Genomic DNA, 21,183 nt, shown 5'->3' on the forward strand with positions numbered 1-21,183 from the left:
TCCTGGAATGATGTGAGTTGAGATAAACAAAAGCGCCGCAATAGCGACGCTTTGGAGAACAACTATCAGTTTGAGCTTACGCGTAGTTTTTCTCAAACTCTTGCATGAAGTCTACTAACGCTTGAACACCTTCTAGCGGCATTGCGTTATAAATGGATGCTCGCATACCACCAACTGCTCGGTGACCTTTTAGCGCTTTCAGCCCTTTAGAGTCTGCTAGCTCAAGGAAGGTTGCATCCAGTTCAGGCTTAGCAAGTTGAAATGGCACGTTCATCAAAGAACGGTTTGCTGAGTGCACGCCATTACGGTAGAAATCAGACTGATCGATGTAATCATACAGTAGCGCGGCTTTAGCGCGGTTCACTTGCTCAATCGATTTTACTCCACCCTGTGCCTTCAGCCATTTGAAAACAAGACCAGACAGGTACCATGCAAAGGTTGGTGGCGTGTTGAACATTGATTCTTTTTCTGCCAAAACAGTGTAATCCAAGATACTTGGTAGTACCTGCTTCGCCATACCTAATAAATCATCGCGCACGATAGCAATAGCAATGCCGGAAGGACCAATATTTTTCTGAGCGCCCGCGTAAATTACACCGTATTTAGACACATCGATTTCACGAGAAAGAATTGTCGAAGACATGTCCGCAACAATCGGTTTATCGGTGATAGGAAGATCGTTAATCTCAATACCATCAATGGTCTCATTTGGACAGAAGTGAACGTAAGCCGCTTCTGGAGCAATTTTCCATTCACTTGCAGGTAGAACCGCGACTTTCCCGTTGATTTCTGTTTTTGCATCAAACACGTCTGGTTCGCAGTATTTTTTCGCTTCAGCTACCGCGCTTTCAGCCCAATAACCACCATCGATGTAAGTTGCCGTATCGGCATCACCAAGTAAGTTTAGAGGAACAGCAGCAAACTGAGCACGAGCACCACCTTGGCAGAACAGTACTTTATAGTTGTCCGGAATATTCAGAAGATCACGTAAATCCTGCTCGGCTTCTTCTGCAACTTTGATGAACTCTTTGCTTCGGTGGCTGATTTCCATGACCGAAGTACCAAGGCCTTGCCAATCGATTAGTTCCTGTTGTGCTTGCTGCATAACTGCTTTAGGCAGACCTGCTGGCCCTGCACTGAAGTTAAATACGTTGTCCGTATTTTGTTCCATGATGCTCATTGCTCCTGCTATGTAAATATTAAGAAATTAATATCACGTTTTCGCAGTGATAAAAACAAGAAAAGAGGTCTTACGACCTCTTTTTAAAGACTAAGCGTTGAATTGGAACAAATTCGCAACAACACGAATTACTGTTGTTGCATCAAAGCAGGCATAAGTAGAGCCACCAATGGGAACTCATGCCCATTTTCGAACTTCAATTTGCCTTCACCAATTTCTGCTTTTAATTGATAACCGCCCTCTACTTTTTCGATCAACTCCATAATAAGGAGCTCATCAATCCCTTCTTGAATAAATGGGTAATGCGTTACTAATTCATCAGAGAAGTAAGTGCTAAGTTCACCAGTAGTGGCCGTCACCAACTTCATTGGATCTTGAGTAATATGCTCAGTACCTTCAGGGATGGATAGTTGCCACTCATTGTGGAACTTGCCGTCACCGAACGCGAGTGAAAGCTCGTTCACGGATAAATCAAAACCTTTGCTAAACAGCGTATCGACATGCGGCAATAAATTCGCAATTTCCTGCTCATCTAACATAGGAGAGCTTTGATAGATAGACATAATTTGATCAAAAGACTGGCTATCCACATCTGCAATTGAGAAATCCAACTTAAAGTTATCGACATCCGTCCCATCAGTTAAACGTAGTTTCTTAGCATCTAGGTTTAATTGACTGTTCAGCTTATCACCAGACTCACTCATCGTAGTGTTACCACGGTAGCTCGCATTTTCAATCAAAAAGACAGGCGTTAAGTTCGCATCAACCACATCTAGCTTCTCTAGAGAGAAAGATTGCTCGCCTAACCAGTAGCCTTTTGCTTGCTTTCCTTTACCTTGCCCTGTCAATGCATTCAGATGAAGCTCTTCACCGTTTTCAAAATCCACTTGAACAGAAGGAACGGAAACTTGGTAATTGAGATCACCCAATACCGTCACATCACCTGTTACTTTTGCAGGGCTTGTAGAAACAGAAACGCCTTGCGCTTCGTTACGATAATGCCAACTGTCTAGGTCGAGGATAAATGCTGTATTGCCATTTAGTTGAGTCTGGCTATGCATCGTGAGAGGCAAAAAGTCATTGTCCACCAATTTTGAATCTGCTGTTAGGCTTGTTAGACCGTGGCTAACATCACTGGTTACGTCAAACGTCGTTGGCATACCATCACGCTCTAACTGCGTTTTAAGCTCAGGATCAACAACTGAATAACGAGTCAGCACGACTGAAGACAAATAGCCACGCTGATACTCGACCACTTCGCCTTTAATCATTTCATCATTCATATTGGTAATACCATCTTCAATGATGGACTGACCAATTTGTCCGACAGCCAATGGCCAACACAGTGCTAATGAGATAGCACCACCAATGGCGCCGATTTTTTTAAGATTTTGCATAACGTCACTTATTAGATATTTTCGGTCAGTCTACCCCAAACCACCTGCGGAGAAAACATTGAGACAAATCAGACTATTGATGCTTATTCTAGTCCATTAATCAGGAATCATACTTGGCTCCCACTCATCATGTCCTTTTATTGTTAAAGTTTGCGTGGCGAAGTTTTAACCGGAGCTAAAACATCTGTGAATCGTTATGCTGTGTTGTGTCTCGACAACAACCCAATCAGTGCTGAACAGTTTCGATTGGAGCTGTCTGCCTTCTCAAGTAAGTTTGATATTTTTTCTGTCGAATCGATAGAAGAGGCTCAAAGCGCTTTAGAGTATCTAGAAGAAAGAGAACAGACTGTTGCTTTAGTTATAGCGAGCCATCACGCTCATTTTAACGGCGTGGATTTTCTTATTGGTTTAGACCGGATGCCACATACCGAGCAAGCAAGAAAAATTCTTATTAGCTGCTCGTCTGATATAGAGGCAATTCTCACTGCCGTTAATGAGGGCAGGCTCGACCACTGCCTCACTAAACCTTTGCCAGATCACGTCTTATTTAACACAGTGCAAAAAGAGCTGACCCAATTTATCTTGCGAAATGGCAAAGAAGACCTGCTAAGTTACAGTCAGATATTGGATCATCACAGCTTGTTGCGAGCGCACATCAATAACCAGATGAGCCATTATCAAGCCGGATTCTTACACGACTACCACTCGATGTCTGATGCCGAGTTAGCCGAGCAAGTGATCTCCGCTCTCCAGCAATTTTTCAAAGATAATGACGAAACAAGAGCTTGCCGTACATACTCACCTGAACACTTATTAACCGTGGAAGGCGAGCCAAATTGCTTTTTGTGGTTTATCACCGAAGGTGAAGTGGCTCTGTACAAGCGCGATGAGCAAGGCATGCAGCGAGAGGTTGTACGCCATAACAAAGGGAATATTGTCGGAGGCATGTCGTTTGTTACTGGGGAATGTTCTTTCTCGACAGCTCTAACACTAACCAAAACAGAAGTTATCAAACTCGATCGCAACGTATTCAATAAAGTGATGCAAAGCGACTCAAACTTACTGCCTCTTTTTACAAACTTGCTTTTACGCCACTTCAACCGCCGATTGCAAAGAAGCATCAACACCAAACTGCAACTTCAAAAAACGCTCGAATCTTTAGAATCAGCCCACCAGCAGCTCATTGAAAGAGAAAAAATGGCGATGCTTGGTCAATTGGTTGCGGGAGTAGCCCACGAACTAAACAATCCAGTAGCCGCGATATTGAGGGGCGTAGAGAATTTAACGCATACGCTAGAACGATTACTTAACGATGCGCCCAGTTCCGATATACAAACCAAAGGCATTGAATTACTGAACAAAGCGCAAACCTCAAAACCCGCTTCAACCGCCGAGCTCAGATCACGCGTAAAAGCGCTTAGCCATACTCTTCCAGACCGAGCGTTGGCAAAGAAAGTGGTGAGCCTTGGTTTAGAATCCGATCACGAGCTACTTACCCAACTAACGAGAAAGCAGCAAGCGTCTTATCATGCTCTCAATACACTAGAGCAATACCACAAAGCAGGTTCTACACTTCGCTCAATTAATGTCTGTGCAGCACGAATTGCTGATATGGTAAAAAGCCTGAAAGGATATGCTCGGTCAGATGATGAGACCCTGCACTATGCCGATATTCATGAGGGCATTGAAGACACCTTGGTGATTTTCGAGAACAAATTAAAAATGCACCAAGTTTCAACCGACTATGCAAACTTGCCTTCCATCCTTTGTCAACCGATCGCACTCCAACAGGTGTGGACGAACTTGGTCTCTAACGCCATTGACGCATTTCCAGAGAAAGGTGTGTTAAACATACAAACACGCCTTGTAGAAAAAGAGCACACACATTATGCCGTTATCTCATTTGAAGATAATGGATGTGGCATTCCTGAATCGCAAAGAGACGCCATTTTCGAGCTGAACTTCACCACAAAAAAAGAAGGTAATTTTGGCTTAGGCATCGGGCTGTCCATCTGCCAGCAAATCGTAACAGCACACAGAGGGTGGATTGACGTCGAATCAGAGATCGGCCAGTTCACACGAATGACCGTCTGGTTACCAGTCATCGAAGAAGGAGATGAAACATGACCAAGTATCTAATTTTATGTGTCGATGACGAACGAGAAGTCTTGGATAGCGTGCTCCAAGATCTTGCTCCCTTCGAGGAGAACTTTGTCGTCGAAGGAGCGGAATCGGTGACTGAAGCTCGGCAAGTGATTGAGGAGATGGCGGAAGAAGAAGTTCAGCTTGCGCTCATTTTATGTGACCACATTATGCCGGAACAAACTGGGATCAGCTTCTTAATCGAACTCAGTCAAAATGGTGACACAAAAGCAGCGCGCAAAGTTTTACTCACAGGACAAGCTGGTTTGGAAGACACCGTAGAAGCCGTAAATAACGCGAGTCTCGATTATTACATTGCCAAACCTTGGAAAGGTGAAGCATTGAGAAAAGCAATCGTGTCTCAGCTTACCGCGTTTGTGATTGAGAATGATGATAACCTGCTATCCTGGACTCAAATCCTTGATTCTGAGGCAATCCTCAACTCCATGGCAGAAAGAAGAGCAAGCTTTGGCGAGTAATAAAGTGTTTGGTTCTAACTTGAACTCAACGATGCTCATTGCACCACCTAACCTCGCATAGTCGAATGAGGTTAGAAAAACATCGTTACTTGTCCGAGTGAAATTCTCGGACACTACGTATATGGCGTAGTTTTTGCTTAAACCAAGGAACTATTAAGTTAATTGACAAAACATCGACACATTTTTGTTGGTCGTGGACCTTCCTTTTTATTATGATGTCGGACAAATCAGATTACGGTTCAAGTGGTTGCTTGAATCCATGGAAATAATGAACAAGGTTTATCGTTAGTTATGCGTAAAACACTATTAGCCGCTGCCTTACTAGTGGCATCAAGCCATGCCCTAGCTGCAAACGATCGCAATGCGCCAGCAACTATGAGCAACTTTAGCTACGACTATTTCGAAGCACGTATTGGCGCAAGTCCTGTGACATTTGGTGCTGGATTCAGCAAATCAATTCACCCGAACGCGCATGTTATTGCTCGTATTGACTCTGAGTTTGAAAGTGATTTTGACTCAGCTGCAGGCTTTGGCTTCCATTCTCCGCTAAACAACTGGGCAGATCTTACTGGTGAAATGCTAATGCGCGTTGTGCAACCTTCGAATGAGAGCAGCACAGATGTTGGTATGGAGCTTAACTTAGGTGTTCGCCAATGGTTGGGCCCTCAATTAGAAGTAGGCGGCAAAGTCGGCTACGTTTCTATCGATAACGATGACGATTGGACTGGCTCTGCCTACGCTCGATTCCACTCAACAGAGCTTTTCTCTTTGGGTGCTGAAGCACGTATCAACGATTTTTACGGTGATCAGGTAATGTTCACTACGCGTTTTAAGTTTTAAGATTTGTGCTATAAGAAAAGAGCAAATTAAAAAAACAAAAACCGAGGTCTCTGCCTCGGTTTTTTTGTCTAATTTAATGACTAACTCAATGAAGTGGTAAAAAACTTCAACGTCCTTTTTCCGCTTTTCACACTTGCCTTTACGACCCGCTAACTCCATCGAAACGAGTCAATCATTGTGCGATCAGCTTCGCTTAGTCACACAGTGCCAATAACTGTTTTTTACGCGGCTCTTGGATCAGTTTCCAATGTACGCCATCAGTTGCACCAGCAAATTTCCACAGTAGCTTTACATCAACATCATTACCGTAAGCCGTTTTAACTTTGTTGAAGACTTTTACAGGTCCAAGTTCTAAAAAGGTTTCTACGTCATCAACACCGGCTTTCTTGACCATACGTTCAAGGGTTAGTTGCATGTTGGGTAAGTCTCTTAAGCGTCTACTGGCAGAGGACTTTTGATATTTCCGTTCCTTAATTGAGTATTCAATTGATTTCTGTACCAGTTCATCAAGCCCTACATATCCGGATTCGAATAAATCGGTTACATCATAATAATTTACGGTTGCCGTCGTCTGTTTTTTGACGTGCTTATACTTCTCACAGCTCAGTTGAGTAAACACTTCATCTAGCCCATTACCACCACGTAAGTAGCAGCAATCATTGCTGACAAGCGCAAACATAGCATCATCGGTGAATAAACCAATACCACCGAACATAGAACGTTTTTGGTACTCACTGAAGGTGCGTACATATTTAAAAAAAGCTTGGTCTGTCATGTCCATTGACCTCTTTAATCTGAATAAATTACCCCGATTAGCGATGTCACCAGATAAACAGCAGCTTATAGCGAATTATAAATGTCGATTTGTTGGCGATATTTTTGTGAGTTGTGCTCACCAACTTGCTTAATCATACTTAACGTTGAAAAATAAGTTAGGACATAGGTCACATATAAAAAAGTATAAATTCTGCATACGTGATTAGTTTCACACTTATTGTTCGTGTGGTGATATTTTTTTGACGCATAGCATGCCTAAAACGCGCCATCATTATGATCTCGCTGGCAATTACGGGCACATAATACGCATTTAATTGATAAAGAATACGCTGTAAGGGTACACTGTACGAAAGATCTCAAGTACAGCGTCACAATGGAACATTTATCATTTTTTTGGCTGCCAAATAATAAAGATAAGCTTATAAACGCACTGGAATCCGAGTTTGCTCAGCTGGTAGAACAGTCCATCTCCACGGGTAAGATTTCGTTACCTCCTATTCCTGATGTCGTGCTTAAAATTCAGCAGTTATGTGTCGAAGAACACACCACGATTGCCGATGTTGCTAACTGTTTATTGGAAGATCCCGGATTAGCAGCGGTCGTTTTACGAGTCGCTAACTCTGTGATTTTCAATCGCAGAAATATCACCTGCAACGACTTAACTACAGCGGTATCTCGTCTCGGAATACTTCGTGTACGTGATATTGTTACCGCACAAGCGATTGAGCAACTTAAACACTCAGTTAATCTCACTAAAGAATGCAATGCCATCTTGGTGAAGAGTGCCGCGATATCGCGTGAGCTCGGTGCCGTCATGGTGATGTTGGTTCAATCGTTTCGTAGCCACGAGCCAGGCACTTATGGCCATCTAGAGCAAGAAAAGGCGTTATTGGTCGGTCTATTAGCCGATATTGGGTTATTTTGCCTAATTAATGAGTACCACTTGTACTTAGATAGGGGCAATTACTTAGACCCAGATATTGCATTGCAAATCTTCCAAACACGTTGTTCTGCCACAAGTAAACTAGTGCTTGAGCGTTGGGGATTTGACAACGACTTCAGAGAAGTATCCTCAAACGAAAAATACGAATTAACGCGACCAGAAGTGAGTTATCTCGACATCGCTAGAATTGCGCATCATTTATTGATGTTTCGCAATCACGATGAACGCATTGACGAACACGAAGTTGAATTCAACTTAACTGGTGCAGAAGTCTTGTATGAACTTAGTAACATGAGTGATACTGACTTCAATGATCAAATCCGTGCTGTACTCAATGCTAGCGGTTTGTAATTTATCGTTTTCTGATAATACCTTATCCGTGATAAAACGATTCGCTCAAGGCTGAGCTGTATGTGGTGAAATGTCTCTAATTTCAACCGATAGATAATTTGATTTATGCGTGTTGATGTTATCTCAAAAAGGAATCATTGAGCTTTATGTTTTCAGGGATGCTATTTATTTTCGCTCCGCTTGTAGTGGGGTATCTAATTCCTATATCTCGATCTTCGTTATTGGAGAAGATCAATCAGTCAACGTCCTACCTTATTTACGTCATTTTGTCGTTGATGGGTCTTAGTTTGGCGGCGCTCGATAATTTAAGCAGCAACTTACAAAGTATTCTCCTCTATGCGAGTACGTTTTTTTTGTGTCTAAGTGCCTGCAACCTGTTGGCTCTGCCTATTATTGATAAAATTATTCCACTCCAGACCAATCAGAATCAAAAGAAGCTACCGTTATCTTCGATGGCTTTAGAGTCAGTTAAGCTTATCGTGGTCGTTGGCGGAGGGTTAGTGGTTGGCCTGCTGTTACCCATTGATTTGAGTTGGGTAGATACAGCAAGCGAATGGATACTCTTTCTACTTCTATTTTTTATTGGTATTCAGCTGCGTAATAGTGGACTTACTCTGCGTCAAATCCTATTAAATAAACAAGGAATGGCCATTGCGGCTGTTGTCATCGCAACATGTATGCTTGGTGGCGTTTTTGCAGCGGTGCTTTTGGATCTTCCTCTTTATAAAGCACTCGCAATGGCTTCAGGTTTTGGCTGGTATTCCCTCGCAGGTATTTTAATGGGTGACGCTTTTGGTCCGGTATTTGGTGGCGCGTCGTTCTTGATTGAATTGATGAGAGAGCTAGTCGCACTGGTTGCCATTCCTCTCTTTATTCGTAGCTATCCGTGCACCGCAATTGGTTATGCCGGTGCAACAGCAATGGACTTCACCCTACCCGTTATTCAAACTACCGGTGGTGTGCGTTGTGTTCCTGTTGCTATCGTTAGCGGCTTTATTTTGAGTTTATTGGTACCAGTTATGATGCTTTTCTTTGTATCACTTGCTAGCTAGATCTCAGGTTTTCGCTTTAACATCCATTACAATACGGCAAAAATTTAAATACCCAGTTAACGTCAAAGTGGTCAATATTTTTTGGCAAGACCCCTCTTTCTTTTCGTCATTCAGCCCAACGATTTGTCACGACCAAATAGAAAGAAGGGAGAAACATCAACTGATGTGCATTGCGTTAATAAAGGGATAACAACCAGAAGGAAGAAGAATGAAACGCTTTGTCGTTGCAGCGCTCCTCGCTACAAGCTCAACTTTTACGCTTGCCGCAGATCAACAATGTCTTGCTAGCAAATATGATGGCTACGTCGATGCCTCACTACAGTGGTATCAAGATCTTGTTGATTTGACGGTTACCCAATATCCAGATCTGAAAGAAGTTAGCCAATGGTTCTTGGATGGACGTAAACATCACTTTGAATTAAACCGCGAAGCGGTTCACTACTTTCTAGAGAAGGACCCTAGCCGCGTTGCGACGGAACAGCCAATCGAAGCATGGTTAAAACTAGAGCAACATGACGTTAAGCAGTTAGCGACCCGAAGCGATAAGTTAGGTGAAGTTGCAAAACAGACATTTAGCGACCGTCAATCAACTAACCATCCAAAAAACTACGAGCTTCGTTCAGCATTCGCTGATCTGCTTAGTCATCCCCAACAAATTGATACCGCACTTAATAAGTACAATCAGTCAATAGAAAAGATTGAAAAGCAGAAATGTGACTAAGATTGCTCGCATTAGTCGTTGATTAGCATTCGATAACATCAGAGTGTTTTAACGTACTCAATCTAGAATTTTTTAATGTGAATATCGTAACCTTCACCTAAAATTTTCATTTCTACAACTTGGGTTTCAACAATTAAAACGGGACTTTGCGCCCGTTTTAGTTTAGATTGTGCCGCTCGCATTACCAAAATAACTACAAAGATTCTTTGCTATGGTTAAGGAACAAAAAACCGCTGATGTTAGCTTTGAGAGCTTGCTAAAGATCTTCACTGTCCCAGAAGGTCCGGACTCAACGTTAACTAAAATTGACGAGAGCCTCTCGCGAAATCTAAATCAATTTCTTCGTGAACACATCGTGGCAGAAGAAAAGCCTTTACGCGAAATCGAAAAAGACTTTTCTTCTGCTCAGATTCCTGAGCAGCCAGAGTTCGTGTCAGATCATACAGAGCACTTACTCGACACTTTGGTGTCGCACTCAGTTCACACATCTTCACCAAGCTTCATTGGTCATATGACATCGGCACTGCCTTATTTCTTGATGCCACTGTCAAAGATCATGATCGCCTTAAACCAAAACCTGGTAAAAATAGAGACTTCCAAAGCCTTTACGCCACTTGAGCGTCAAGTTTTGGGTATGCTGCATCGCTTGATATATGGTCAGAATGATACTTTTTACAATCAGTGGATGCACAGTGCAAACCACTCATTAGGCGCATTTTGTTCCGGCGGCACCATTGCCAATATCACTGCGCTTTGGGTAGCACGTAACAAAGCGTTAAGAGCCAATGGCTCATTTAAAGGCGTTGAGAAGGAAGGCCTTTTTAAAGCCATGAAGCACTATGGCTATGATGGCTTAGCGGTGCTAGTGTCTGAGCGTGGTCACTACTCCCTTAAGAAAGCAGCCGATGTATTAGGGCTAGGCCAAGAGGGCTTGGTTGCGGTTAAAACCGATGCCAACAACCGTATTATTGTCAACGACCTGAAAGCGAAAATTGTTGAGCTCGAAAAACAAAATATCAAGCCTATTGCTGTTATTGGTGTGGCTGGGACAACAGAGACAGGTAATGTTGATCCATTGCCTGAAATCGCTGAAGTCTGCCAAGCTCACAGCTGTCACTTCCATGTGGATGCCGCATGGGGTGGCGCAACACTTATGTCTAACCATCACCGTCACCTTCTTAAAGGTGTGGAAATGGCAGACTCAGTAACTATTGATGCGCACAAGCAGCTCTACATCCCGATGGGCGCTGGTATGGTTCTGTTCAAAGACCCTGACGCAATGAAATCCATAGAGCATCACGCTCAATATATATTGCGCAAAGGTTCAAAAGACCTAGGCAGCCATACATTAGAAGGTTCACGTTCGGGGATGGCGATGTTGGTCTACGCCGCAATGCACATCATAAGTCGCCCAGGTTACGAGCTTCTGATTGACCAAAGCATTGAAAAAGCTCGATACTTTGCGGATTTAATCAAACAGCAAGATGATTTCGAGTTAGTTTCTGAACCAGAGCTTTGTCTGCTCACATACCGTTATTTGCCGCCATTCATCCGTGAAGCATTAGCACAAGCAGAAGGCTCACAAAAAGAACAACTGAATGAGCTGATCAATGAGTTAACACAGTTTATTCAAAAGCGTCAGCGCGAAACGGGCAAATCGTTCGTTTCACGTACAAGACTGAACCCAGACCAATGGCAACGCATGAATACGATAGTGTTTCGAGTGGTTTTGGCAAATCCACTGACCACAAAAGAAATTTTGAGCTCAGTGCTTGATGAACAACGCGAAATCGCCAAGCAAGCACCAAATTTGATGAAAAGAATTCAACAGCTGGTTGTTGATATTCAATCGTCTTAACAGCAAGATCGAGTTACATCAATTTGAAATTTTTTTTCGTTTTGATGTAACTCAAACATCATTATCGCGCGACTAGCGCAACAAAACTTCGTTTACACATCCAATTCTGTAGTTTTTACAACATTTTGTTTGAGGCCTGTCAAATTCTCACTAAATAGTACCCGTTATTGGTTTAGACTGATTGAAGATCAGGTTTATACTGATTCTATGGCGCTGGTTGTTTTCGTTAACGCCCCACTCTACTCCGGAATCTTCGTGTTTCCTTTCGTTAGCAGAGCCAGCGAGTTGTTCTCTATACCCTCGTGAACACTATGAATACATTAGAAAAAATTCAAAAAAACCTGGAGAATTTCAGTAAGTCAGAGCGCAAAGTTGCGGAAGTAATTATGGCGTCTCCACAAACTGCAATTCATTCAAGCATTGCAACGCTGGCTAAAATGGCCGACGTTAGTGAGCCCACTGTAAACCGCTTCTGTCGTCGTCTGGACACCAAGGGCTTTCCAGATTTTAAGCTTCACTTGGCACAGAGCCTAGCCAACGGCACCCCTTACGTTAACCGTAATGTGGAAGAAGACGATGGCCCAGACGCGTACACCCATAAGATTTTCGAATCGACGATGGCGTGTTTAGATGTCGCGAAAAATAGCCTAGATCCAATGCAAGTGAACCGTGCGGTCGATTTGCTAACGCAAGCGAAGCGCATTTCATTCTTTGGCCTTGGTGCATCATCTTCTGTTGCCCGAGACGCACAAAACAAGTTTATTCGCTTTAATATTCCAATTACTTGTTTTGAAGATATTGTTATGCAGCGCATGAGTTGTATCAACTGCAGTGATAATGATGTTGTGGTTCTTATTTCTCATACCGGTCGAACAAAGAGTCAGGTAGAAATAGCGAACCTTGCTCGTGAAAATGGCGCAACAGTTATTGCGATTACAGCGAAGGATTCTCCTCTAGAAAAGGCAAGCTCGCTGGCCATCACGCTCGATATTCCAGAAGATACCGACGTTTACATGCCAATGGCAAGCCGAGTTGTACAAATGACAGTGATTGATGTGCTAGCAACTGGCTTCACTCTTCGCCGTGGTACAGGTTTCCGTGAGAACCTAAAACGCGTAAAAGATGCGTTGAAAGACAGTCGCTATGACAAACTAAGCCAGTACTAAGCACTAAAGCTTAGTCAATACTTTATCTAGGGGAGCTCAAGGCTCCCCTTTTGTTTTAATGCTGCTAAGGGAGCAATCACCCTAAGTCGTTGACACTCGATAAGTCCGTTCTTGATTCCAGTACTTCAACAGAACTGACATGTTGTGCACTCTCAGCTGCGCACTCTCCGCTACAATCACAGACTTGCTGCAATATGTGTATCAAACGTTCCTGATTAAGAGGTAAAGGATTCCCTTTGATTGCCATTGATTTAAGCGCATCATTCGCCACTTGCTCAAAAGAGGTTTGGCATACTCCAAATTGAGCCAGTAGCGGTAACGCTAACTTATCTAGCACCATATTTACCCAAAGAATTCCATCGTGTTCGTTAGCATTTACTCGCTCAGTAACTAATTGGGCCAGCTTGCGATAACGACTTATCACATCATTCCTACCCGCGAGTTTAGCGGCGTTAATGTTCTCCTGCATCACGTGCGGAGCTAGGCGAGCCGTAATAACGCTATGGGGGGCGTCTAACTTGCCTCCTAACGCCGATGCTAACCCATGAGCGGCACCTAATTTGGCATTAGTAATCGCCATACCACCAAGCAATGCAGCGAACGATAAATCAGAGCGCGCCTTATGATTATCTTGCTTACAAGCGGCAATCACTGAACGGCTTAAACGGCGTAGCCCCTCTTCGCAGACCATATCAGTAAGAGGGTTTGGCTCACCACACACATACGCTTCCATTAAATGAGTGAACGCATCCATTGCGCCACGTCCAGATGTGTATTGGTCGGTCCCGTAAGTAAGTGTCGGGTCTACAATGGCAACGTCTGCGAGCATATCAGGGCTTCGAAGACTCACTTTCACTTTATCTTGTCCAGATTTCAGCACAGCATTTCTGGTCACTTCTGAACCGGTGCTTGCTGTCGTAGGAATTGCAATAAAATGAAGAGGCTTTGCTTTTAAAGGGACGCTTCTTCCTACCACTTCTACGTAATCGTAAACATTGCCTTGATTGGGAATAATGGCAGCTAAGGCTTTGCCCATATCGATGACGCTGCCACCACCTATCGCAACCACCATATCAGGTTGGAATTTTCTACCGAGCACTGCGGTCTCTTCTACCATCGTGATGTATGGTTCACCAACGATAGCTACGTGCTGGTAACGCATATTTTGAGCTTTAAGATATTGGATAATGGGGGCGGCTCGTTGGGTATCCTGCCCAGTGACCAGCAAAACACTGTAGCCAAATTGGTTAATAACGGATAATGAAGATTGAAGTGCACCTTCACCAAATATAATCCTTGTTGCAGTCATAAACTGAAACATGCACACCCTCCCAAAAGAATATCCCCAAATAACCTCTCGCCCTCTGATTTAACACTTATGTTAGAGTTGAAGTTATTTGCGTATAGCCAAAATAGATTGCTATTTTTTTAAACAAAAAAAATTGACCAATTCCACCTTGCCATCATTAACCCTTTAGAATGTATGTTTTTTATGCGTCACTTCACATACTTCAGAGCCGTAAAATAAGAACACGCGTTTAGTTTTTATTCGATAGATTTCACCTATAGAACCAAGAGGTAATTGCCGCTTTATTTCCGTATCTGGATCGGGCATAGTTACTCCAACAAAAGAAAGCGCACTCAGCCGCTATGTTTTGTACGCTTTCAAAAAAGAATAGATTTAGGAGAAATAAGATTATGTTCGTTGTTATCTTTGGTCGCCCTGCATGTCCTTTCTGTGTTCGTGCAAAAGAGCACGCAGAAACGCTAAAAGCAAAACGTGATGACTTCAACTACCGTTACGTTGATATTCACGCTGAAGGTATTTCTAAAGCAGATCTTGAGAAAACAGTTGGTAAACCAGTTGAAACCGTTCCTCAGATCTTTATCGACCAAGAGCATATCGGTGGCTGCGACGAGTTCGAAGCATACGCGAAAGAGCACCTAGGTCTATTTGACGAGTAATAAAGACTGTTTTCAAAAAAGCCGCTTCATGCGGCTTTTTTATTATTTTTCAGCTGGTTATTACGTTAAGTCAACTAATGGTAAAACCTAAAAAAATTCACTTATCTTTTTGCTATATTTAGTTACAATTCACAGTTCTTAATCTTTTTTGGCACACACTCTACCGAGCCACACAGTGAACATAGACGTCGTATACCTTCTCGAGCAAAACCCTATCCTTCTAATCTTCGTCGTATTAGCCATTGGCCTTGCCATCGGAAAAATTCGATTTGGCAAATTACAATTAGGCAACTCTATTGGCGTTCTTATTACCTCTTTGGTAATGGGCCACCTTGGTTTCTCATTTAATGCAGAAGCTTTAACCATTGGCTTTATGCTGTTTATCTACTGCGTTGGCATTGAAGCTGGACCAAACTTTTTTGGTATATTCTTCAGAGATGGTAAGCATTATTTTATTTTAAGCATGACCGTTCTCGTGTCTGCGGTCAGCTTAACGTATGGCTTGAGTCACTATTTCGGCCTCGATTTTGGCTTATCTGCCGGTATGATGGCAGGCGCATTGACCGCAACGCCAGTACTGGTTGGTGCACAAGATGCTCTTAACTCTGGCCTTGCGACTATACCGCGGAATATGGAATTTTCTCTGGTATTAGAAAATCTATCCGTAGGCTACGCGATGGCTTATCTGGTCGGCTTAATTAGCATGATCATGTTTGCTAAATTGTTGCCAAAACTGCAAAAACAAAACCTTTCTGATTCCGCGCAGCAAATCGCACAAGAGCGTGGCCTTGGAAATTCAAGCCAGAGAAAAGTGTATTTACCCATTATTCGAGCTTACCGAGTGGGCCCAGAGCTAATTGACTGGACTGATGGTAAAAACTTACGAGAACTGGGTATTTATCGTCAAACTGGCTGTTACATTGAACGAATCCGCCGCAATGGTATTCTCGCCCACCCAGATGGTGATGCTATCTTGCAAGAGGGAGATGAAATTGCATTGGTTGGCTTCCCTGACAGCCATGCTCGATTAGACCCTAGCTTCCGTAATGGTAAAGAAGTATTCGACCGTAACTTGCTTGATTTACGCATCGTTGAAGAAGAAATCGTCGTAAAAAGTGACGCTATCGCTGGTAAACGTTTATCGGATTTGAATTTGTCTGAGTTTGGCTGTTTCTTAAACCGCGTAGTTCGCGCTCAGATTGAAATGCCTATGGACTTAGACATTGTGCTCGCTAAAGGGGACGTCCTTCAAGTGAGCGGCGAGAAAAGCCGAGTACATGGACTGGCGGAAAAAATCGGTTTCATCTCGATCCACAGTCAAATGGCCGATTTGCTCGCTTTTTGTAGCTTCTTTATTTTGGGTATTCTGTTTGGCCTCATCACAATGACGTTCGGTCAGGTGTCTTTCAGTTTGGGTAATGCGGTGGGTCTTCTGTTATCCGGTATTACGCTTGGTTTCTTACGAGCAAATCACCCTACTTTCGGTTATGTCCCACAAGGGGCGCTGAATATGGTCAAAGATCTAGGGTTAATGTTCTTTATGGTGGGAATTGGTCTAAGTGCAGGTGGAAAGATGTTCGAGCACCTAACGCAAGTAGGTCCAAAAGTCATTGGTTTGGCATTTATTGTCAGTGTCGTGCCTGTGGTTCTGGCTTACTTAGTTGGCGCACACGTACTCAAGATGAACCGTGCCCTGCTCTTCGGTGCCATTATTGGCGCCCGTACTTGCGCTCCAGCTATGGATGTCGTTAACGACTACGCTAAGTCCACCATCCCTGCCCTTGGTTATGCGGGTACCTATGCGATTGCGAATATTTTAATGACGCTAGCTGGTACGATTCTGATAATACTAAGTTAATACTCACTTTGACTATGATATACAAAAAGGCGCTCAATGAGCGCCTTTTGTTTATTGGTTATCTAGTCTGTGATTAGATTTGAATGAAGTCTGCTTCAACTGCTGGATTCACATCCGCTTCGTAATCTACGCCTTCAACGCCGAAACCAAATAGTTTCAAGAACTCTTCTTTGTACTCAACGTAGTCAGTCAGCTCTTTTAGATTCTCAGTCGTAATTTGAGGCCATAGCTCACGACAGTGCTGCTGAATGTCGTCACGAAGTTCCCAGTCATCCAGACGTAGGCGGTTCATCTCATCAACTTCTGCCGTGCTACCGTCTTCTTTGTATAGACGTTGGCTGAACATACGGTAGATTTGTTCCATACAGCCTTCGTGCACACCTTCTTCGCGCATTTTCTTGAATACCATTGCGATATACAGTGGCATAACAGGAATTGCAGAACTCGCCTGAGTTACAACAGATTTAAGTACCGCAACATTGGCACTGCCGCCTGTTGCTGCTAACTTGTCGTTTAGCGCTTTCGCTGCACGGTCTAGGTCCATTTTTGCTTTACCTAGTGCACCATCCCAATAAATTGGCCAAGTTAGCTCAGTACCAATGTAGCTGTACGCGACGGTCTTACAACCTTCAGCAAGAACACCAGCATCAGACAACGCATTGATCCAAAGTTCCCAATCTTCACCGCCCATTACAGTGACAGTGTCTTTGATTTCTTCTTCTGTTGCAGGCTCAACGCTAGCTTCGATGATCACATCTTTGTTGGTATCAACAGCCGTTGATGTGTAAGTTTCACCGATAGGTTTAAGAGATGAACGAACTAATTCACCAGTTTCTGGCATTTTACGTACTGGAGATGCCAGTGAGTAAACCACCATATCGATTTGACCTAAGTCTTCTTTGATCAGCTCGATAGTTTTCTGTTTCGCTTCATTTGAGAAAGCGTCGCCGTTTAAGCTTTTTGCGTACAGGCCTTCTTCACGCGCTAGCTTTTCAAAAGCAGCGGCATTGTAAAAACCTGCTGTACCTGGTTTCTTCTCAGTACCTTCTTTTTCGAAGAAAACACCGATAGTTGATGCACCGCCACCAAATGCCGCAGCGATACGAGAAGATAGACCGTAGCCACTTGATGCACCAACAACAAGAACACGCTTAGGTGCGTTTTTGATTGGACCTTGCGCTTTGGTGTACGCAATTTGTTCTTTTACGTTAGCTTCACAACCAACAGGGTGCGTTGTAGTACAGATAAATCCACGAATTCTAGGTTTGATGATCATATTCAACTTCCTTTAAAAAACCTTGTTAGGATAAAAGTTTCGTTGGGATTTCGCATCTAATTTCTGTAAAAATGCTCTTAAAAGGCAAGTGGTTGGAGCACTATCCCACCATCCACTCCCCAAGAATACAAAAAAGCACCTCATTGAGGTGCTTTTCTTAACATTAGTTGTCTATTATGCCGCCGGATTCAACTGCGACTTTTTTGGGCTATGAGTTCGCACTTCAGAAAAGTCATGACTAAAGTGGTCAACTTGAATCGCCTTGTAGCGCAATTTATCTGCAGCCATGATTTGATCAATTTCTTGTTCAGTTAACACGCCTGCTTCAAATGCTTGCTGCAAACGATCATGTAGCAGACCTTTACGAGCCACTTTACCATCCTTCGCAGCCTTCATAAGTTTACGCTCCAAAGGTTTAATGTCGTACATTGCAAGGAATGCATTCTCCATTAAGCCTACGCTGTCATCCTCTGATTTTCCGATGTAGCACAGATGCGTGAGGCGATCACGTTGCGCGCCTGGCGTTATCATCGCTTCAGCCAAATTCACACACAGCTCATCACTTGGCTTATTGAAATGATTACCAAGCGGGAACAATAGCCCCTTAAGCACACCGCCAACATATTTCACAGGGAAGTTGGTGTAAGCCTCATTTAATGACTTAGAAGCGTTATACAAACAGTGTTGAACAGCGTAATGAACGAAGTCTAGATCGCCTTGCTGACGGCCTTCATCTTCATACTTTTTCAAGGCAGCAGATGCCATGTATAGATAGCTTAATCCATCACCCAAACGTGCGGAGATCATTTCTTTACGCTTCAAGTCTCCACCTAAGGTTAACATCGCAAAGTCTGCACTTACTGCAAGTGCACGACTGAGACGAGTAATGTCTTTGTAGTATTGCTGCGTTGGGCCACTCATGTGCGCGTTAACAAATCGAGAACCAGTTAGTGCTGCACCAAATGCACCGAATGTATTACCGAGCGCGTGCTTGATGTGTTTAAAGAGTAAGTTATCAAATTCTTCCGCACCTTGTTCAGAATCTGGATTCGCCGCGGCTTCCATTTCTTTTAGAACATATGGGTGACATCGAGTCGCACCTTGACCAAAAATCATCAGGTTACGAGTCAGAATATTCGCGCCTTCAACGGTGATAGCAACCGGGACCCCAAGGTAATGTTTAGCAAGATAGTTCATTGGGCCATCTTGAATCGCACGACCCGCATGGATATCAAACGAATCATTTAGAATGGTACGCGCGATTTCCGTCATGTGGTACTTGGCAATCGCGGTTACAATCCCAGGTTTTTCTTTCATATCGAGAGAAGTCGTCGTTAGCGTACGCGTCGCTTCTAGTAGGTAAGTAAGACCACCAATGCGCCCCATTGCTTCTGCAACACCTTCAAACTTACCGATCGACATTCCAAACTGTTTACGCACGTAAGCATAAGCACCTGTTGTACGTGTAGTAAGGTGACCAATCGCTGTGCCAAGCGCTGGAAGAGAGATACCACGCCCCGCAGAAAGACACTCAACCAGCATACGCCAACCTTTACCTGCGTAATCAGCGCCACCGATCAACCAGTCCATAGGGATGAAGACATCTTCACCACGAGTTGGACCATTCATGAACGCAGACCCCAGAGGATCATGGCGTTCACCTATCTCGACACCTTCATGGTCAGCGGGAATCAACGCACATGTAATGCCAACCTCTTTCTTGTCTCCAAGTAGCCCTTCAGGATCTTGCAGTTTAAATGCTAACCCGAGCACTGTCGCAACTGGCGCAAGCGTGATGTAGCGTTTATTCCAACTAACTCGCACGCCAAGCACTTCTTTGCCTTCATGGGTGCCGTAACAAACTACGCCTTGATCAGGTATGCCACCCGCATCAGAACCCGCTTCAGGGCCAGTTAGGGCGAAACAAGGGATGTCTGTACCATCAGCTAAACGAGGCAACCAGTAATCTTTTTGCTCTTGCGTACCATAGTGCGATAGCAGCTCACCAGGACCAAGAGAGTTCGGTACCATTACCGATACTGCGGTACTGATACTTCGAGTCGCAATACGAGAAACAATGGTTGAGTTCGCCAAAGCGGAAAATTCACGACCACCATATGCTTTCGAGATGATCAAAGAGAAAAATCGCTCTTTACGTAGGTACTCCCATACTTCAGGCGGTAAATCCCTGTCTTCTTTGACAATCTTCTGGTCATCAAGCATTTCTAGCAGGGTCTCAAGCTCATTATCCATAAATGACTGCTCTTCTGCCGTCAGTGTAGGCGTTGGATAATGATGCAATGTTGTGAAGTTTGGCTTGCCTGAGAATAGTTCGGCATCCCACCATACACTACCCGCTTCCATCGCCTCTTTCTCGGTGCTAGACAGAGGCGGCAATACTTTTTTGAACACTTTAAAAGCCGGGTCACTAATCCATTTTCTTCGTAGAGAGCTCATAGTTCAGATCCTTTTGTTCACGTAACCGCTCGGGGTATAATCTTATTATTGGTTTAACTTTCTTATTTGTCTTATGCCAACTGCTTTGCTGACATTCCTGCTGACAAATATGGAATCAGTAAATCGACGACAGATTTCACATCGACTTCCTTTTCAAACTTACTTTCTGCCAGCTCCGAAAGAGCCTGGCTTGAAGCCATCGTAAATACACAGGTTCCTAACGTGAAGTGCAATCGCCAAAACAACTGTTCTTCACATAGTTCCGGGTTCGCCTTCATTATCGAGAAAGTGAAAAGGTTCAGTACCTCTTCGTATCTGGTGGTAATGAACCAGCGTAGATGACCTTGAACGTCTGTATAACCGCGGCCAATTAACAACATAAATAGCGCAGTACCATTTGGGCGTACATCGTTTAATGTACGTAAAGGTAATCGCAATGACTCAAAGACATCGTCCATGTTGTAGCTATCGCGCGTGTTTAACTCAATTAATGAAGTCTTAATGCTCGGCATTAGTGCTTCTAAATACCTATCTAAAACCGCTCTAACCAGCGTTTTTTTATCGCCAAAGTGATAGTTTACCGATGCTAAGTTAACGTTAGCTTTACCTGTTATCGTTCTTAGCGAAGTATCATTAAAGCCATGTTCAGCAAAGAGTCCTTCTGCGACATCGAGTATTTTTTCTTTTGTTGATGTTCTCGGGGCCATTTTAATCACTCGTA

Annotated in this window: 17 protein-coding genes; 10 read left to right on the forward strand and 7 right to left on the reverse strand. The window is 43.5% G+C overall.

What is annotated here, in order from left to right; genetic code table 11:
- Positions 1 to 76: 76 nt before the first annotated feature.
- Together serC and KJB35_RS07110 are read right to left on the reverse strand one after the other, a co-directional pair.
- Positions 77 to 1,171 carry a 3-phosphoserine/phosphohydroxythreonine transaminase gene (gene serC, locus KJB35_RS07105; RefSeq protein WP_017820836.1) on the reverse strand — a complete coding sequence of 365 codons (1,095 nt, stop codon included), beginning with the start codon at positions 1,169 to 1,171 and terminating at the stop codon, positions 77 to 79.
- Positions 1,172 to 1,308: 137 nt separating this feature from the next.
- Positions 1,309 to 2,577, reverse strand: coding sequence for a DUF945 family protein (locus tag KJB35_RS07110; RefSeq protein WP_005389614.1), 1,269 nt, complete (start codon positions 2,575 to 2,577; stop codon positions 1,309 to 1,311).
- Positions 2,578 to 2,763: 186 nt separating this feature from the next.
- On the opposite strand from KJB35_RS07110, the gene KJB35_RS07115 reads away from it, so the two are divergent.
- From KJB35_RS07115 to KJB35_RS07125, 3 genes are all read left to right on the forward strand, one after another.
- Positions 2,764 to 4,704, forward strand: coding sequence for an ATP-binding protein (locus KJB35_RS07115; RefSeq protein WP_025998638.1), 1,941 nt, complete (start codon positions 2,764 to 2,766; stop codon positions 4,702 to 4,704).
- Positions 4,701 to 5,198, forward strand: coding sequence for a response regulator (locus KJB35_RS07120; RefSeq protein ID WP_213907855.1), 498 nt, complete (start codon positions 4,701 to 4,703; stop codon positions 5,196 to 5,198). Before KJB35_RS07115 ends, KJB35_RS07120 begins: the two co-directional genes overlap by 4 nt.
- 291 nt (positions 5,199 to 5,489) lie before the next feature.
- Positions 5,490 to 6,038 (forward strand): hypothetical protein, encoded by a 549-nt coding sequence (locus KJB35_RS07125; protein ID WP_005378006.1) that lies wholly within the window; start codon positions 5,490 to 5,492, stop codon positions 6,036 to 6,038.
- A 193-nt stretch (positions 6,039 to 6,231) separates the two neighbouring features.
- Here KJB35_RS07125 and KJB35_RS07130 read toward each other — a convergent pair whose 3' ends face one another.
- Positions 6,232 to 6,819: a TfoX/Sxy family DNA transformation protein gene (locus KJB35_RS07130; RefSeq protein WP_005378007.1), complete on the reverse strand. Its 588-nt coding sequence runs from the start codon at positions 6,817 to 6,819 to the stop codon at positions 6,232 to 6,234.
- Positions 6,820 to 7,188: 369 nt separating this feature from the next.
- Between KJB35_RS07130 and KJB35_RS07135 the strand changes: the two genes are divergently transcribed.
- The 5 genes from KJB35_RS07135 to KJB35_RS07155 all read left to right on the forward strand — a co-directional run bounded on the left by KJB35_RS07135 (position 7,189) and on the right by KJB35_RS07155 (position 12,906).
- Positions 7,189 to 8,109, forward strand: coding sequence for an HDOD domain-containing protein (locus KJB35_RS07135; protein ID WP_025766846.1), 921 nt, complete (start codon positions 7,189 to 7,191; stop codon positions 8,107 to 8,109).
- 146 nt (positions 8,110 to 8,255) lie between these two features.
- Entirely contained in the window at positions 8,256 to 9,161 is a 906-nt protein-coding gene (locus KJB35_RS07140; protein WP_285357011.1) for a lysine exporter LysO family protein, read from the forward strand.
- Positions 9,162 to 9,369: 208 nt separating this feature from the next.
- Entirely contained in the window at positions 9,370 to 9,882 is a 513-nt protein-coding gene (locus KJB35_RS07145; RefSeq protein ID WP_213907851.1) for a hypothetical protein, read from the forward strand.
- Positions 9,883 to 10,093: 211 nt separating this feature from the next.
- Positions 10,094 to 11,740, forward strand: coding sequence for a pyridoxal-dependent aspartate 1-decarboxylase PanP (gene panP / locus KJB35_RS07150; RefSeq protein ID WP_025766849.1), 1,647 nt, complete (start codon positions 10,094 to 10,096; stop codon positions 11,738 to 11,740).
- A 311-nt stretch (positions 11,741 to 12,051) separates the two neighbouring features.
- Positions 12,052 to 12,906, forward strand: a complete 855-nt coding sequence (locus KJB35_RS07155; protein WP_005378021.1) for a MurR/RpiR family transcriptional regulator — start codon at positions 12,052 to 12,054, stop codon at positions 12,904 to 12,906.
- A 76-nt stretch (positions 12,907 to 12,982) separates the two neighbouring features.
- Here KJB35_RS07155 and KJB35_RS07160 read toward each other — a convergent pair whose 3' ends face one another.
- On the reverse strand, positions 12,983 to 14,227 hold the full coding sequence (locus KJB35_RS07160) for an iron-containing alcohol dehydrogenase (protein WP_017820842.1): 1,245 nt from the start codon (positions 14,225 to 14,227) through the stop codon (positions 12,983 to 12,985).
- 377 nt (positions 14,228 to 14,604) lie between these two features.
- Between KJB35_RS07160 and KJB35_RS07165 the strand changes: the two genes are divergently transcribed.
- Positions 14,605 to 14,871 carry a GrxA family glutaredoxin gene (locus KJB35_RS07165; RefSeq protein ID WP_005378026.1) on the forward strand — a complete coding sequence of 89 codons (267 nt, stop codon included), beginning with the start codon at positions 14,605 to 14,607 and terminating at the stop codon, positions 14,869 to 14,871.
- Between the two features lie 175 nt (positions 14,872 to 15,046).
- On the forward strand, positions 15,047 to 16,729 hold the full coding sequence (locus KJB35_RS07170; protein WP_005378028.1) for an aspartate:alanine antiporter: 1,683 nt from the start codon (positions 15,047 to 15,049) through the stop codon (positions 16,727 to 16,729).
- A 73-nt stretch (positions 16,730 to 16,802) separates the two neighbouring features.
- Here the strand turns inward: KJB35_RS07170 and fabV are convergent, their stop codons facing one another.
- From fabV to KJB35_RS07185, 3 genes are all read right to left on the reverse strand, one after another.
- Positions 16,803 to 18,005, reverse strand: a complete 1,203-nt coding sequence (gene fabV, locus KJB35_RS07175; protein WP_213907849.1) for an enoyl-ACP reductase FabV — start codon at positions 18,003 to 18,005, stop codon at positions 16,803 to 16,805.
- A gap of 174 nt (positions 18,006 to 18,179) precedes the next feature.
- Positions 18,180 to 20,462 (reverse strand): acyl-CoA dehydrogenase, encoded by a 2,283-nt coding sequence (locus KJB35_RS07180; protein WP_213907847.1) that lies wholly within the window; start codon positions 20,460 to 20,462, stop codon positions 18,180 to 18,182.
- A gap of 71 nt (positions 20,463 to 20,533) precedes the next feature.
- Positions 20,534 to 21,169, reverse strand: coding sequence for a TetR/AcrR family transcriptional regulator (locus tag KJB35_RS07185; RefSeq protein ID WP_005378033.1), 636 nt, complete (start codon positions 21,167 to 21,169; stop codon positions 20,534 to 20,536).
- Positions 21,170 to 21,183: the final 14 nt, after the last annotated feature.

This window comes from Vibrio sp. D431a (assembly GCF_030248655.1).
Classification (GTDB): domain Bacteria; phylum Pseudomonadota; class Gammaproteobacteria; order Enterobacterales; family Vibrionaceae; genus Vibrio; species Vibrio alginolyticus.

Excerpts from the sequence above, each read along its gene's own strand:
- serC (WP_017820836.1), bottom strand. The coding sequence starts at position 1,171 with ATGGAACAAAATACGGACAACGTATTTAACTTCAGTGCAGGGCCAGCA.
- KJB35_RS07110 (WP_005389614.1), bottom strand. The coding sequence starts at position 2,577 with ATGCAAAATCTTAAAAAAATCGGCGCCATTGGTGGTGCTATCTCATTA.
- KJB35_RS07120 (WP_213907855.1), top strand. The coding sequence starts at position 4,701 with ATGACCAAGTATCTAATTTTATGTGTCGATGACGAACGAGAAGTCTTG.
- KJB35_RS07125 (WP_005378006.1), top strand. The coding sequence starts at position 5,490 with ATGCGTAAAACACTATTAGCCGCTGCCTTACTAGTGGCATCAAGCCAT.
- KJB35_RS07130 (WP_005378007.1), bottom strand. The coding sequence starts at position 6,819 with ATGGACATGACAGACCAAGCTTTTTTTAAATATGTACGCACCTTCAGT.
- KJB35_RS07135 (WP_025766846.1), top strand. The coding sequence starts at position 7,189 with ATGGAACATTTATCATTTTTTTGGCTGCCAAATAATAAAGATAAGCTT.
- KJB35_RS07140 (WP_285357011.1), top strand. The coding sequence starts at position 8,256 with ATGTTTTCAGGGATGCTATTTATTTTCGCTCCGCTTGTAGTGGGGTAT.
- KJB35_RS07145 (WP_213907851.1), top strand. The coding sequence starts at position 9,370 with ATGAAACGCTTTGTCGTTGCAGCGCTCCTCGCTACAAGCTCAACTTTT.
- panP (WP_025766849.1), top strand. The coding sequence starts at position 10,094 with ATGGTTAAGGAACAAAAAACCGCTGATGTTAGCTTTGAGAGCTTGCTA.
- KJB35_RS07155 (WP_005378021.1), top strand. The coding sequence starts at position 12,052 with ATGAATACATTAGAAAAAATTCAAAAAAACCTGGAGAATTTCAGTAAG.
- KJB35_RS07160 (WP_017820842.1), bottom strand. The coding sequence starts at position 14,227 with ATGTTTCAGTTTATGACTGCAACAAGGATTATATTTGGTGAAGGTGCA.
- KJB35_RS07165 (WP_005378026.1), top strand. The coding sequence starts at position 14,605 with ATGTTCGTTGTTATCTTTGGTCGCCCTGCATGTCCTTTCTGTGTTCGT.
- fabV (WP_213907849.1), bottom strand. The coding sequence starts at position 18,005 with ATGATCATCAAACCTAGAATTCGTGGATTTATCTGTACTACAACGCAC.
- KJB35_RS07180 (WP_213907847.1), bottom strand. The coding sequence starts at position 20,462 with ATGAGCTCTCTACGAAGAAAATGGATTAGTGACCCGGCTTTTAAAGTG.
- KJB35_RS07185 (WP_005378033.1), bottom strand. The coding sequence starts at position 21,169 with ATGGCCCCGAGAACATCAACAAAAGAAAAAATACTCGATGTCGCAGAA.